The sequence below is a fragment of the Enterococcus sp. FR204 genome (assembly GCF_031143325.1).
GTDB classification, from domain to species: domain Bacteria; phylum Bacillota; class Bacilli; order Lactobacillales; family Enterococcaceae; genus Enterococcus_B; species Enterococcus_B faecium.
Map to the genome: position 1 here is coordinate 1 of NZ_JAKZIW010000017.1, position 14,186 is coordinate 14,186.

12 protein-coding genes are annotated in these 14,186 nt (G+C 39.4%); 2 read left to right on the forward strand and 10 right to left on the reverse strand.

Annotated features, from left to right (window positions below; all coding sequences use genetic code 11):
* Positions 1 to 154: 154 nt before the first annotated feature.
* The 3 genes from RG571_RS05900 to RG571_RS05910 form a co-directional block, all read right to left on the reverse strand.
* On the reverse strand, positions 155 to 2,230 hold the full coding sequence (locus RG571_RS05900) for a DNA topoisomerase III (RefSeq protein ID WP_002339105.1): 2,076 nt from the start codon (positions 2,228 to 2,230) through the stop codon (positions 155 to 157).
* The gene (locus tag RG571_RS05905) at positions 2,163 to 2,540 is read right to left on the reverse strand and encodes a DUF1033 family protein (protein WP_002291196.1); all 378 of its coding nucleotides are present in this window, start codon (positions 2,538 to 2,540) and stop codon (positions 2,163 to 2,165) included. The genes RG571_RS05900 and RG571_RS05905 overlap by 68 nt, the downstream gene beginning before the upstream one ends.
* A gap of 128 nt (positions 2,541 to 2,668) precedes the next feature.
* Positions 2,669 to 3,229: a TetR/AcrR family transcriptional regulator gene (locus tag RG571_RS05910; protein WP_002323745.1), complete on the reverse strand. Its 561-nt coding sequence runs from the start codon at positions 3,227 to 3,229 to the stop codon at positions 2,669 to 2,671.
* Positions 3,230 to 3,378: 149 nt separating this feature from the next.
* Between RG571_RS05910 and RG571_RS05915 the strand changes: the two genes are divergently transcribed.
* Positions 3,379 to 4,671 carry a multidrug efflux MFS transporter gene (locus RG571_RS05915; RefSeq protein ID WP_002325116.1) on the forward strand — a complete coding sequence of 431 codons (1,293 nt, stop codon included), beginning with the start codon at positions 3,379 to 3,381 and terminating at the stop codon, positions 4,669 to 4,671.
* Between the two features lie 59 nt (positions 4,672 to 4,730).
* Here RG571_RS05915 and RG571_RS05920 read toward each other — a convergent pair whose 3' ends face one another.
* The 3 genes from RG571_RS05920 to mnmA all read right to left on the reverse strand — a co-directional run bounded on the left by RG571_RS05920 (position 4,731) and on the right by mnmA (position 8,648).
* Positions 4,731 to 5,846, reverse strand: coding sequence for an aminotransferase (locus RG571_RS05920; RefSeq protein ID WP_002339107.1), 1,116 nt, complete (start codon positions 5,844 to 5,846; stop codon positions 4,731 to 4,733).
* Between the two features lie 13 nt (positions 5,847 to 5,859).
* Positions 5,860 to 7,281, reverse strand: a complete 1,422-nt coding sequence (gene arcD, locus RG571_RS05925) for an arginine-ornithine antiporter (protein ID WP_002286721.1) — start codon at positions 7,279 to 7,281, stop codon at positions 5,860 to 5,862.
* Between the two features lie 245 nt (positions 7,282 to 7,526).
* Positions 7,527 to 8,648 (reverse strand): tRNA 2-thiouridine(34) synthase MnmA, encoded by a 1,122-nt coding sequence (gene mnmA / locus RG571_RS05930; protein WP_002286726.1) that lies wholly within the window; start codon positions 8,646 to 8,648, stop codon positions 7,527 to 7,529.
* A gap of 403 nt (positions 8,649 to 9,051) precedes the next feature.
* Here mnmA and RG571_RS05935 point away from each other — a divergent pair, with 403 nt between their 5' ends.
* Entirely contained in the window at positions 9,052 to 9,651 is a 600-nt protein-coding gene (locus tag RG571_RS05935; RefSeq protein ID WP_002318907.1) for a metallophosphoesterase, read from the forward strand.
* A 137-nt stretch (positions 9,652 to 9,788) separates the two neighbouring features.
* Here RG571_RS05935 and efmA read toward each other — a convergent pair whose 3' ends face one another.
* The 4 genes from efmA to RG571_RS05955 all read right to left on the reverse strand — a co-directional run bounded on the left by efmA (position 9,789) and on the right by RG571_RS05955 (position 14,125).
* Positions 9,789 to 11,075, reverse strand: a complete 1,287-nt coding sequence (efmA, locus tag RG571_RS05940) for a multidrug efflux MFS transporter EfmA (RefSeq protein WP_308947554.1) — start codon at positions 11,073 to 11,075, stop codon at positions 9,789 to 9,791.
* 270 nt (positions 11,076 to 11,345) lie between these two features.
* Positions 11,346 to 11,690, reverse strand: coding sequence for a DUF1831 domain-containing protein (locus tag RG571_RS05945; RefSeq protein WP_002286736.1), 345 nt, complete (start codon positions 11,688 to 11,690; stop codon positions 11,346 to 11,348).
* A gap of 136 nt (positions 11,691 to 11,826) precedes the next feature.
* The gene (locus RG571_RS05950; RefSeq protein ID WP_002295158.1) at positions 11,827 to 12,972 is read right to left on the reverse strand and encodes a cysteine desulfurase family protein; all 1,146 of its coding nucleotides are present in this window, start codon (positions 12,970 to 12,972) and stop codon (positions 11,827 to 11,829) included.
* Positions 12,973 to 13,150: 178 nt separating this feature from the next.
* The gene (locus tag RG571_RS05955) at positions 13,151 to 14,125 is read right to left on the reverse strand and encodes a ribose-phosphate diphosphokinase (RefSeq protein ID WP_002286741.1); all 975 of its coding nucleotides are present in this window, start codon (positions 14,123 to 14,125) and stop codon (positions 13,151 to 13,153) included.
* Between the last annotated feature and the right edge of the window lie 61 nt (positions 14,126 to 14,186).

Sequence of the window (14,186 nt, forward strand, 5' to 3'; positions counted from 1 at the left end):
TTGTCACAGTCCTTTTTTCCGAATAAATGGTGTTCCAGAAGTAGCTTCTTCGGAAATAAGCCGAAATTTCACAAAAATTTGAGAAGCAATTTTCGTAAATTCCTTCTTATTTCTTGAAGCTGACCACTTCTGTCACAACCTCTTTCATATCTTATTATTTCTTCATTGCTGCTTTTAGTGCTGCTGCTAATGGGCTTTCTTCTGGTTCTTCTGCTTGTGCATATTTTTTCAGCAAGCGTCGTTCTTCATGTTTGGTCATTTTCTTCTTCTTCTGCTCTTTTTTATCAAGCATTTTTTCTGTCGTTCCATCGTGTTTACAACGGAAATAAGCACCGTTTTTACCTTCGATGATTTCCATTTTCCGGTGACATTGCGGGCATCGATGATTAGAGACTTTTGGATCTTTTCTTCTGCGGTAGTTGCAATCTGAATTGGTGCAGACATAGATTTTGCCGTCACGTGTGTTTTTCTCGCGCAGATTGGCCCCACATTCTGGGCATTTCTTTTGGGTAATCGAGAAATCTTGATATTCTTGTTTGCTTGATTTGATCTCATTCACCAAGCGTTTTGTTTCTTTTTCGATTCCATTCAAGAAGGTTCCTGCTTGTTTCTTTCCTGCAGCAATAGCTTCAAGGTCTTTTTCCCAGCTTTCTGTCAAATCTGGTGTTACTAAAGAGGGATTTACCAATACTAATAATTGCTTACCTTTAGGAGATACTTGCAGTCCTTGAGGGGTACGTTCCATCAGTTCAGATTTGATTAGTTTCTCGATAATCTCTGCACGCGTAGCTGGAGTTCCCAGACTGTATTTTTCCATTTGACCAAGCAAGCTTGCTTCTGACAATGGTTTAGGCGGTGCAGATAGTTCTTTTTTGATGGTGAAATCGGGATTGATTCTCATTCCTTTTTCCCATTTGACTGTTTCCGTCTCAGTTTCAGTTTCGCCTTTCCATCCTGCTTGGACGACACGATTTTGCCGAAAAATGAATCGTTCTTTACCAAATTCAACCGTAACTTTTGTTTGGCTGACTTTATGGGATTGAGCAAACAGTCCTAAAAAACGAGAGACAATCATTTGATAGATTTTTTGCTCTTCATTACTTAATTTTTCATAACGTGCTCTGTTTTCAGTTGGCAAAAGTGCATGGTGATCGGTCACTTTACTGTCTTGGAATACTTTTGTCTGTTGGACGATGGCTCCGTTTTTCAAATACTGCTTGACCTCAGGAGCAAAGTCGCTGACTGCTTGCAATCGTTCTTTCATCGTACTTTTCATGTCATTTGTCAGATATTTGCTGTCTGTACGCGGATAAGTAACGATCTTATGGGTCTCATACAAACTTTGTACAAGACTTAATGTTTTCTTTGCAGAATAGCCATAGCGTTGATTGGCTTCTCTTTGGATCTCTGTTAAATCATAAGGCAATGGCGCAGATTCCGTTTTTAATTTTTCTTGGACTTCTGTGACAGTTCCTTTGCTTGTACTGATCAATTGAACAAGTTTTTGTGCTTCTTCTTGTGTTTTTAAAGCAAATTGATTTTTTTGAAGCATTTTGGCTTGTTCTTTTCCAGCTTGCAACGTGATCGTGAAATACGTTTGTGGACGGAACTGCTCGATTTTCTTTTCTTGGTCTCTCACTAATGCTAGTGTCGGTGTCTGCACACGGCCTGCTGATAAATTATCCGCGTACTTCACAGTTAAGGCTCTGGTCACATTCAATCCTACCAGCCAGTCCGCTTTTGCCCGGGCAAGAGCAGATTCATACAATGCATCATATTCTTTCGCAGGTCTTAGTTGCTTGAATCCAGTTTTGATTGCTTTATCTGTTTGAGAAGAGATCCATAACCGCTTCACTGGTTTATTGAAATGCACATACTCTAAGATCCAGCGAGCAACAAGTTCCCCTTCTCTTCCGGCATCTGTCGCAATGACTGCTTCTGAGACATCTTTTCGCTGAGCCAGCTGCTTGATTGCTTTTAATTGATGTCCTGTTTTAGGAAGTGGTTTGATTCCTAGTTTTTTAGGGATCATTGGCAACGTGTCCATTTGCCAGCTCTGCCATTCCTTATTCAGATCTTCCGGCATTTTCAATCCTAATAAATGACCAAGGGCCCAAGTAACGATCACCTTGGGTCCTTCATAATAATTTTTGTGCTTTTGATTAGCACCAAGCACCTTGCTTAGGTCTTTCGCAACGCTTGGTTTTTCCGCTAGAATTAGTTGTTTCATAAAATTCCTTTCCGCTTTCTACTGTGATGGGCTGATGATTTTTCAACAACGCAAGTCCTTTGTATTGCTGTAAATCATCGTCACACTCTTCACACCAGCGCTCATCTCCGTCATTCCAAAAGGCGCTGAGAAAGTTACTTTTTGCATTGATATATTCATAATTTTGATGGATTTCGTTCCATTGTTTTTCGTACGCTTGTCGTGCTTCTTCGAAAGACTCGAATGTTTCTTCTGCTTCAATATCTTCTTCCCAGTCTTCAAAAAACCACCAAGGCTCATTGTCCCCGAACATGGTAATTACTTGATACATACTCGTGCTCCTTCTTTCAGCTTTTCTAGACTCATCTTAGTCACTTTTCAAGAAAGTTGCAAGAATTTTCTCTTATAAAAGGATCATTTAATGAACATCTTGAAAATGATATAAATGAATCTGATTGTTTAAGGCAAAGTAGCGATAAAGTCATTGATCATCCAAAAATAGCTGTCCTCTGGATCGATTGTCGGTTCTTTTGTAAAGTATCCTAAAAAACGCAAGGAAAGATAGCCGTGGATCATACTACGTAATTCTCTGCTTCGGTGGACTTTTTCTTCTTTCGTTAATTGAAAAGCCTCAAAGATCTGCAAAATGATCTGATTCGTTTCATGGATTCCATCTAATAAAACAGCTTCATTGGTATGCGGTACACTGATCAGTAACTCATACACTGCTTGATTTGAAAAAGCAAAGGATCGATAAGTTTCTGCATAGATCTGCAGTGCTTCCTGACCACTTTTTCCCACAAGAGCCCGACGCAGCTGGTCATTAAGTTCCTGCAGAAGTTTCGCTGTTAGCGCTGTTTTGACATCACGAATATTTTTGAAATGGTTATACAGCGAGGGAGCCTTGATATCCAAGCGTTTGGCTAAATGCTGAAAGGTTATTTGCTGAACATCCATCTCTTCTGCTAGTTCTCGAAAGCAGTCGATGATTTTCTCTTGAGACAGATTTCTTTTTTTCATTTCCATGTTTCCTCTCATAAAATAAATACTTCACTCTTTCAGTTTACCACGAAAAAGAAAGAGAAAAAAGAGACTTTCATTGATAAACTACATATTGTAGTTTATAATAAAGAGCTGTAGATGAAAATTTTCAGAAAGAAGGAGTCTAATTGGCTGCAAGAATAAAGGAAAAATTATTTAGGAAAAGAGAAACTTGGGAACAAAACTTGTTTGTCTTATGGTTTGGAACATTTATGGCTGGTATCGGATTTAGTTTAGTCATGCCTTTTATGTCACTTTACATAGATACGTTAGGTAATTATAGTACGTCACAATTGAACTTTTGGAGCGGATTGACTTTTTCATCTACTTTCTTGGTGACTACACTGATCTCTCCTTGGTGGGGAAAATTAGCCGACCAAAAAGGAAGAAAATTGATGCTGTTGCGTGCTTCATTAGGAATGGCAATCGTCATTTCTTTGATGGGTTGCGTGACTAGTGTGTATCAATTAGTCGCATTGCGTCTGCTTCAAGGGATTTTTTCTGGTTATATCAGTAATGCCACTGCCCTTGTCGCAACTGGGACGCCAAAAGAAAAAAGTGGTCAAGTTCTTGGAACCTTAGCAACTGGTTCTGTTACAGGAACATTACTTGGACCGCTTCTTGGCGGGATCTCTGCTTCAGCGTTTGGCTATCGCCCTACCTTTTTCATTACAGGGATCATCTTATTTTTCGTCTTCTTGTTGAGTCTGTTTTTCGTCCATGAAAAATTTGTCCCAGTGAAAAAAGAAAACATGGTTTCTGCCAAACAGATTTTCAAAGACTTGAAATATCCACACGTCGTCATCGGTATGTTCGTCACAACGATGATCATCCAAGCATCCAACAATTCCATTAGTCCAATCATCAGTCTGTACATTCGTCAATTGCTGCATGGACATGGGAATGTTACGTTGATCAGCGGAATCATCGCTTCGATACCTGGGATTGCCACTTTGATAGCCGCTCCAAGATTTGGTCGCTTAGGTGACAAGATTGGGAGTGAAAGAATACTTGCGATTGGTTTGGGTTTTGCGATTCTGGTTTATATCCCAATGGCATTCGTCACGAATGTTTGGCAATTAGCTGCCTTACGTTTTTTGATTGGTATCTCTGATGCTTGTCTGCTCCCTGCTGTCCAAGCATTGATCACAAAATATTCGCCTCATCAAGCTGCTGGACGGATCTTCAGTTATAACCAATCTTTCCAAGCAACTGGTAACGTAGTAGGGCCTATGATCGGCTCCAGTGTTTCCAGTGCATTTGGTTATCGTGGCGTCTTTCTTTCGACTTCTCTTCTTGTTTTGGTCAACTTCTTGCTTGTACGACACAATACACAAGAGATCCATCAGCAAGAAACTGCAGAAGAAAAAGCTTCAGGAGTCTCCATATCTTCAGGGCACTCTCCTTCTCATAGACAATAAGCGTAAATGAAAAACACTGCTTGAACAGTTGTCACAGACTGTCCTTGCAGTGTTTTTGTTTAGGCCTGTTTTTTCAAGAACTCAGATAAGAGGAATAATCCCTTTTCCAAGGTTTCTTTTTTACAACAGTAACCTAGTCGGGCATGCTTCGGTAAATCAAAGGCACTTCCTGGTACTAATAGTACTCCTGTTTCTTCTAATAAATTGATACAAAATGTCTGGTCATCTTCTTCGATGGCTAATTTAATGAAAGAAGTAGAGACGTAATTGGGAGCGACAAGTTCAACTTTCGGTTCATTGGCTACCCATTGTTTTAAAATCACAAGGTTCTCTGTAATGATCTTTTTGTTTCGCTCCAATATTTTTTCTTTATTCTTCAATGCATGTACAGCAAGATCATCTGACAGGACTCCGCCGCAAATCATCGTGTAGTCTCGATACTTTCGAAAAACTTCTGCCAACTCAGGTCCAGTAGCTGTCCAGCCAATACGAATACCTGGAATGGAGTAGGTTTTGGATAGGGAATTGGTTGCTATACCTTTTTCATAGACATCTACGATCGACAAGAATTCACCTTTATCCGTTAAAGGCGCATATACTTCATCTATCAATACATATGCATCTACTGTACGAGCAATTTCTGCGATTTTTTCTAAAGTTTTCCGATCTAGCAATGTGCCTGTAGGATTGTTTGCACTATTCAAACAGATGATTTTTGTTTCAGGTTTGACTAAGGCTTCTAGCTGTTCTAAATCAAACTGCCAATCTTCTTCCTTCAAATGAACAAAGTCAACAGCGGCACCTAAAGATTTGGGGATGTCATATAATTGCTGATAAGTAGGAAGCATCGAAACAACATGGTCTCCTGCTTCCACTAACGCGTATAGAGCTAAAAGATTAGCACCAGTCGCTCCATTCGTTTGTAAGATGTTTTCCGGATTGACGGTTTGATAAAGAGAAGCGACTTCTTCTTTGAAAACATCTGATCCTTCGATCCAGCCATAGTCCAATGGTTCGTTTTTGCGTTTTTCGAAAAATTCACTTACGCTAGTCCCATCTAAGCCAACGAGTTCGTCTAATGTCAATGCTTCGATCGAGCTTTGTGCAATATCATATACCGCTTTCTTTTCCCATTTATTTAGCCATTCTTCTACACCGAAATTTGCGATTTTCATGTTTCTTTCCCCCTTATATCTTGATCCAGCCTACAGCAAGCAACCCGATTGAAAGCAGTGCGGCCACACAAATCAGCCCAATCATTACTTTTTCTTTTCCCGTAATTTGATGTTTGGTTTCACGACAAGCGATCCAGTAGAAGCAAAAACCAGGAAGATAGGCAATACTACATAAAAGGACATAAGAAAATCCTGCTAAAATGATGCCCATCAATTCAAAAACTACAGCAATCCCACCGATCACTACTTGTTTTTTGATTCCTTCTTTTAAAGAAAACTGGACTTGATAGATCCCGACAAGTAGATAACAAATCAAAATTGCCGCTGTACATAAAGAATAGGCAAATTGATAGGCATAATCAGTAACTAAGAAAGTCAATAAGAATAGATTAGTCAAGATTGCAGTAACAACTAACGAATAAGTTGGGGCATTTTTTTTATTCGTTTTTCCCCAACCTTTCGGCAACAGACCGTCTCGAGCCATCAACATCGTTGTTTCTGCTGGGAGCATCGTCCAAGACAACCAAGAACCAATGATCGAAATAATCAAGCCGATATTGATCAGCGCTGCTCCCCAATTTCCCACGATTCCTTTTAAAATATTTGCCATAGCAGGTTGTGAAATAGTTGCTAACTCTTCTTGAGATAAGACGCCGTATGGCAAGATCGAAGCAAGGATATAGATAAACAATAAACAAAGCAGACCAATGATCGATGCTTGCTGGGCTTCTGAACGTTTCTTCGCGCGGTTGGCTAAAACACTTGCGCCTTCGATCCCTACAAAGACCCACATCATAACCATCAAACAACCTTTAATCTGCAACCAGATCGTTCCTTGCTGCCCTGTTCCATTCACTAGATTATCAGATACGTTACCCCAAAAATCAGCAGTGAATATATTCACTTTAAATGCGATAAATACAAATATTAAAAATAGGAATAATGGCACTAATTTACAGATCGTCACGATTGTATTGATGACGCTCGCTCCTTCAACTCCATTGTTTACTAATAAAGTCAGACCCCAAATAAAAATACTTGCAAATAAAATAGAAGGAACATTTTGTCCACCTTTGAATATCGGGAAAAATTCTCCCATGGCGCTCATCAGCATCGTTGCAAAAGCAACATTTCCCAGCCACGCAGACAACCAGTAACCCCAACCACTGATGAAGCCACCTAATTTACCAAATGAAGCTTCCGCGTAACCGAAAATACCACCATCTAGATCTGGACGTTTTTCTCCTAAATGATTCAGCGATAATACCAAAGCTAAAATACCAATCCCAACGATTATCCATGAAAGGATCGCTGGCCCTGGAGCTGCAGAACTAGCCAGATCACTTGTGATCCCAAACACACCGCTTCCGATTGACGAACTGACAACCAGAGCAACCAGTCCCCATTTGCTAATACCCGTCGATTTCTTTTCCATTTCCATCACCCTCACTTATAAAATTGAACAAATCACTTGCAAAAGATTCCCTTCTATTTTGCAACTGCTCTTGCTTAACAAAAAGCAACTTTATTCATATTATTGGATATTATGAACTTTTTACACAAGTATTTCAAGTATAAAATGAATAAAAATTAATTTTATTGCAAAAAAACAGCTATGCTATCCAAAAGAAAAGGTGTTTCTTTTGTTAGCCATAGCTGTTTTGATTCATTTAATATCGCTTAAACGTATTGTAAAACTTTTGTTTCTTGATATGCGTGGTCGATCAAACCACCACCCAGACATTCCATTCCATCATAAAATACAACTGCTTGTCCAGGAGTGATTGCACGTACAGGTTCGTCGAATACGACTTCTGCACGATTATCATCCAATAAGCGAACTGTCACAGGAACGTCTTGCTGACGATAACGGAATTTCGCTGTACACTTGAATTCTTTTGGCATTGGTTCATTCGTCGTAAAGTGGATTTCACTTGCATCCAAGCTTGTGGCATACAATGCAGGATGATGGAACCCTTGCCCCACATATAATGTGTTTGTCGCTAGATCTTTTCCTACAACAAACCAGGGTTCTTGCGAATCTCCTCCGCCACCGATCCCTAGTCCTTGACGTTGACCAATCGTATAATACATCAAGCCAGCATGTTGTCCTTTGACTTCACCATCAAGAGTGACCATATTTCCTTTTTTTGCTGGCAGATAGTTGCTCAAAAATTGTTTGAAGTTCTTTTCACCAATAAAGCAGATTCCCGTTGAATCTTTTTTCTTAGCAGTCGCAAGGCCTGCGCGTTCAGCAATTGCCCGTACTTCTGATTTTTCCATGCCGCCTAGAGGGAACATCGTTTTTGAAAGCTGTTCTTGTGATAATTGACTAAGGAAGTAAGTTTGATCTTTATTATTGTCTACTCCACGAAGCATGTGGACCACGCCGTTTTCATCGCGAGTGACTTGCGCATAATGTCCAGTAGCTACATAATCGGCGCCAAGATCCATTGCATAATCCAAGAATGCTTTGAATTTGATTTCTTTGTTGCACATCACGTCTGGGTTAGGTGTACGTCCTGCGCGGTATTCGGCTAGGAAATATTCAAATACACGATCCCAATATTCTTTTTCAAAATTCACAGAATAATAAGGAATCCCGATTTGAGCAGCTACTTTCGCTACATCCTTATAATCTTCCGTGGCCGTGCATACACCGTTTTCGTCCGTGTCATCCCAATTTTTCATGAATATTCCGATCACGTCGTATCCTTGTTCCTTTAACAAAAGTGCTGTTACAGATGAGTCGACACCGCCGCTCATCCCTACGACAACGCGTGTTTTGCTGTTGTCTGTCATGATATCACCATCATTTCAATTAGATTCTGAAACATCTACGAGTTGAAGGTCGCAACTTTTCAGTATTTTACATTATACGTCATATTTCTGAAAATTTCATCCCTTAATTATCAAGTCGTAAAAATACTGTTCTACTGGACCTATTCAGTACACAAACATGATAGTCAACCAAAAAATCACTCATCTTTTGAGCATTCGATATAAAAAATTGGCATACTCATAAAAAGGGCCAGCCTTTCGGCAATAAGGAATAATTTTATAAATTGTGAAAAACTATTTTTCAAAATTGCTTCTTATCGCTTAAAGCTGCACGTCTCATTTACAACCTTTTCTTTTTAGATGTTATGAGTTGCTCAGATAAGTGATTTTGTTTACTCTAAGAAAAAAGGGAGGCAAAAGATACATGAATTACTTTACCAGTGATATGCACTTTTTCCATGAACGCTTATTAGGAAAAAACGACTTTGCTCCGCGGCTCTTTGCAAATGTGGATGAAATGAACCAACAGTTGATCACTAGCTGGAATGCAGTAATAAAAGAAACCGACCATGTTTATCATCTAGGCGACCTTGCTATGCATCCGCAATATGAAAAAGCAAATGCAGAAATTTTGGAACTGGTCACTCAACTGCAAGGAACAATCCACTTGATCAAAGGGAACCATGACAGTCGCGCTTTTTTCCGTTATTTAGAAAAAAATGATCCTAGGCTTACTGACGGAAGTCCCAAATTTTATTTTTATGATGTAGGTGCCATCGTTAAATTCGACCATCAACAATATTACTTGACTCATTATCCGATGTTGCTCGGGCCTAACGACACTATCCGCAATCTTCATGGACATATCCATCATTACAGCGTACCTATCGAGAACGATGTCAATGTAGGCGTAGACGCACCGGAAAGAGAACTCTTAAAGGAAAAACTACCATTTGGCACTCCGTTATCTGAGCAACAAATCAAAGAAATCTATGAAGCAAAGAGGGAGTACGATAGGTCGTGAAAAAACTGCCCTATATCAAGTATTAAACAAATAAAGATAATTACTCATATTTTTCATTTGAGTAGGCTTATTGCCACAGGAACATTAGGATCAGAAATGGAGTTGTAACAAGACTTCTGTCACAACTCCATTCCATACTATTCGTCTTTTTGCTCATGGTGTTCTTTTACCAGTTTTTTCTGTAATTCTTTATCATAATTTCGGGCAGCTGACGTTAAAAATAAAACGATTCCGCATAATAAAATCCCGATTCCAGAAAACAAGAACATTTTTTCTACCCCTAAACGATCAGCTAATGGTCCTGCAAATAATAATCCAATTGGACCTGCCAGGTTCATCAAAGAGTTGAAGTTCCCTAAGACACGACCTAAAACATTCGATTCATAACTCTGCTGGATCATTGCCATCAGCAGTGTATTGAAATATGGCGTTGCACAACCTGCTCCTGCATTCAAGATAAGAAAGTACAAGAACCCTTGACTATCGTTTGGAACCAATCCGCTTGCACCGATCGTCAGGCCCATAATGATGTAGGCTATAATAATAGGTTTCATTCGGTCTTTCCATGTTCCTATAAAACTGATCAGTGCACCGCCTAAGAGCATTCCGACTGCGTAGACTACTTCCACTGCTCCCGCCTGTCCAACGGAACCACCAAAGTAATCTAGCGTCATCAATGGATACAGACTGATTGCTGGCATGAACAACAGAATCACAAATGCACCATTGATCGTTATGTACCATAACCCTTTATTATCCATCAATTGCTGCAGCCCAAATTTTGCATCTTTAAAAATAGTAAGCGGAACTTCCAATATTTCAGGAGAAACTTTTGGGATCTTCACAAAAATCAATAAGCCGACACCAAAAACTGCCCCCAATACATCTAATAAAATAAGGTAATTGACAGGAACGACTGAAAACAAAGCCGCACCTAGAGCTGGCGCAATGATGAAATTCGCTGATTGGACCATTCCTAACTGTCCATTCGTCCTTGTTATGTGAGAAGATGGAACGATTGTCGGCATAATCGACTGGATCGTTGGCATTTGGAATGTTTGTGCGACCGAACGCATAAACAAAGACACAAAAACTAGCCAAATCGGGAAGGATTCTGAAATCGTTCCGACTACTGCTAAAATAAGCGCGAAAATCGCTACAATAATATCCGTGACAATCAAAAGAGCTTTTTTATCCCAGCGATCCACTAGCGGTCCTACAAATGGGCTTAGTAAAACCATGGGAATCATTCCTAGTAAAGTAGCAAAACTCAAAATTGTCGCCGAACCGGTTTCTCTTGTCAAATACCAGATGATCGCATATTGGACGACCATACTAGTGATTCCTGACAAAAACTGTCCCGATAAAAAGAACAAATAATTTCTCTTCCAATTCGTTAAAACGACCGACTGTTCATTTTCCATAAACATCCCTCTTTTCTTTTTCATTTTGTATAGCGTTTGCACAACAATCATTATACGGGATTCTTTTTTCAAAAAATACCTTTTTCCCTAAATAACAAACGTTTCAATTTAAATTTCTTTACTTAGAAACAATAAATCAGCAAAATATTAAAAATAACAACATGTGTTAAATTTAAAAATAAAAAAGACAACTAATTTGCGTCGTCCTTACAAAGTTAGTCATCTAACAATAGGCCGTTTCAAAACTAGTTGTCTTTTTATATCCACAGATCATTCGACTTTTTCGAATAACCCACGGCTAATCATCCCATCCATCAGAAAATAAAATTTATCTTGGCTCATTTTCTGTTTTGGATCTTTGAAAATATTGACTGCTTTCAATCCATTTGCTGTAGTGATCGACATTTTCAATGTTTGAATATCTTTTGATACAGTGATTTTTAATTTGAATCCTTCTTTGCTTTGCGGCGTGGCATCTAATGGTCGGATCAATTGATAATTGCCTCCGTTTGTTTCTGTAAATCCATTATCGCGCAATGTATATCTTTTTGCATCAGGATGCAAACGATAGCTAATTGGTGCGCCCAGTACCGTTGCTGTTGTTTCAAATGCCATGATTTTCACCTCGATAAAATTAGTTTCTCTTTATTATAAAAGTTTATCCTGATTTTTACTAGGTTTTTCAGTTAAGTTCCCTAAAAAATGAAGGCGTTCTCTCAGACATCTGTTCATATAAGAATGACTTCACTAGTTATTTTTTGACAGCACGAACCAATTGATCAAGGAAATACTGGATGTCGTCTTCGGTATTTCCCAAACCAAAGCTGATACGGATGGATTCTTTTAGTATCGGTGTATCTTCTCCATACATTGCTTCTAATACGTGTGAAGGCTCGATATTTCCTGCTGTACAAGCTGAACCAGTAGAAATAGCGACCCCATTAAGATCAAGCTTCATCAGTAGCAAATCATTTGCTTCGCCAATTAAGCGAAGATTCAACACATGAGGGAGTTTATTCGTTAAATCACCATTTACTTGATAAGGGATTTCGTTTGCTTCTAATGTATCAAGAATCAATTGCTGGAATCCTTTATATTTGTTGTTACGTGCTTCACGTTCTTCAGGTGACAGCAGTTCAACTGCTTTTGCCATACCCCAGATCCCTGCTAAATTTTCTGTACCTGCACGCCGCTTTTCTTCCTGCTCCCCGCCTAAAAGCAATGCAGGGATATTTACTCCGTCTCGTTTATATAAGAAACCGACGCCTTTTGGCCCATTGATTTTATGAGCAGAGATACTTAATAAATCGATTCCTAATTCTTCTGGATGGATCGTTTGGTTTCCGTACGCTTGTACCGCATCTGTATGGAAATAAGCTGGATGATCCGCTAAAAGTTCACCGATTTCTTTGATTGGCATCAAATTTCCGATTTCATTGTTCCCGTACATCACAGAGACCAAGATTGTATCTTCTCGTAACGCTTTTTTGACCTCTTCGATCGACAGATTCCCTTTTTCATCTACAGGCAGATATGTAACGTCAAACCCCTTTGTCTCTAAATATTTCATGGTATTAAGAACAGCAGGATGTTCGATAGCTGTAGTGATTAGATGTCTGCCTTCTTTTTGACGCGAGAACGCTGTTTCTAAGATAGCTGTATTATCCCCTTCTGTTCCCCCACTGTTAAAGATGATCTCGTGAGGTTTTGCTTGCAGACTGTCTGCAATGATTTGTCTTGCTGTTTCCAATTTTTCATGCGCGTGGCGACCAAATCCATGTATGCTTGAAGGATTTCCAAACGTGTCTTGCATGATTGCCGTCATCGCTTCAATTACTTGTGGATGCATGGGGGTAGTTGCCGCATGATCCAGATAAATAGTTTTCACTTCATTCATCCCTTCCAAATTATTGCTAGGCACATTCTAGCATAAAATAGCGAACAAACCAAAGAAGAGCTCATTTTGTCTAGAGGACGTTTCATGGGCATAGAAAAAAGGAGCTGTAACAAAAGTCTTGTCGCAGCTCCTTGAAGCTGCTCACTTCTGTCACAACTTCTTTCCCTCTTTTTTTTGTTTATTCGAATTCTTTTTCTTCCAGACGGAATAACGGACTCATCGGTGTATTTTCATGGATGCGTTTGACCGCTTCACCCATTAATTCTGAACATGTAACGATTGTTAAGTTTTCTGGATGACGATTTTCTTCTGTGAAAACAGAATCAGTGATACAAATATCTTTGATTGGTGCATTGTCTAAAATACTTTTCGCATGATCGGACAATAATCCATGTGACGCACAGGCATATACTTCTTTTGCGCCGTTTTCTTTTAATACATTTGCTGCTCGTGCAAGCGTTGCTCCTGTGTTCAAGATATCATCTACCATGATACATGTCTTTCCTTGAACATCACCGATCACATAACCACCCTCAGTTGAAGCATCATCTGCATGATCTACGATGGCTAATGTGCTGTTCAAATATTCTGAAAGACTACGTGCACGCTGAACACCGCTGTTTTTTGGCGAAACAACTACGATGTCATCTCCCGTCAGACCTAATTGACGGTAATAATGAGCAAACAACGGCATCGTAAATAAATTATCTACAGGAATATCAAAGAATCCTTGTACTTGAACCGTGTGCAGATCTAAAGTCAGTACTCGAGTTGCCCCTGCTTCTTCGATCAAGTTAGCGATCAATTTCGCAGTGATCGGTTCATGAGGTTTCGCCGTGCGGTCTTGCCTAGCATACCCATAGTAAGGCAATACGACATTGATCGTTTTCGCACTTGCTCGCTTCATTGCATCGATCATGATCAGTAGTTCCATATAGTAGTCATTGACAGGTGCATTCGTTGATTGAACGATATACACATGATCCCCTCGAATACTTTCTTCGATATTGATGGAAATCTCGCCATCACTAAATTGCTTCACGACGCTTTTACCTAATTCTGTTCCGAACACTTTCGCGATTTTTTCAGCTAATGGACGGTTGCCATTCAAACTAAAAATCTTCAACGTGTCATCCTGATACTTATTACTCATGTAGTCCTCCCCAAAACTTCTCTATTCTTCGATAGTTTAACATATTTTTCCAAGATTTTCT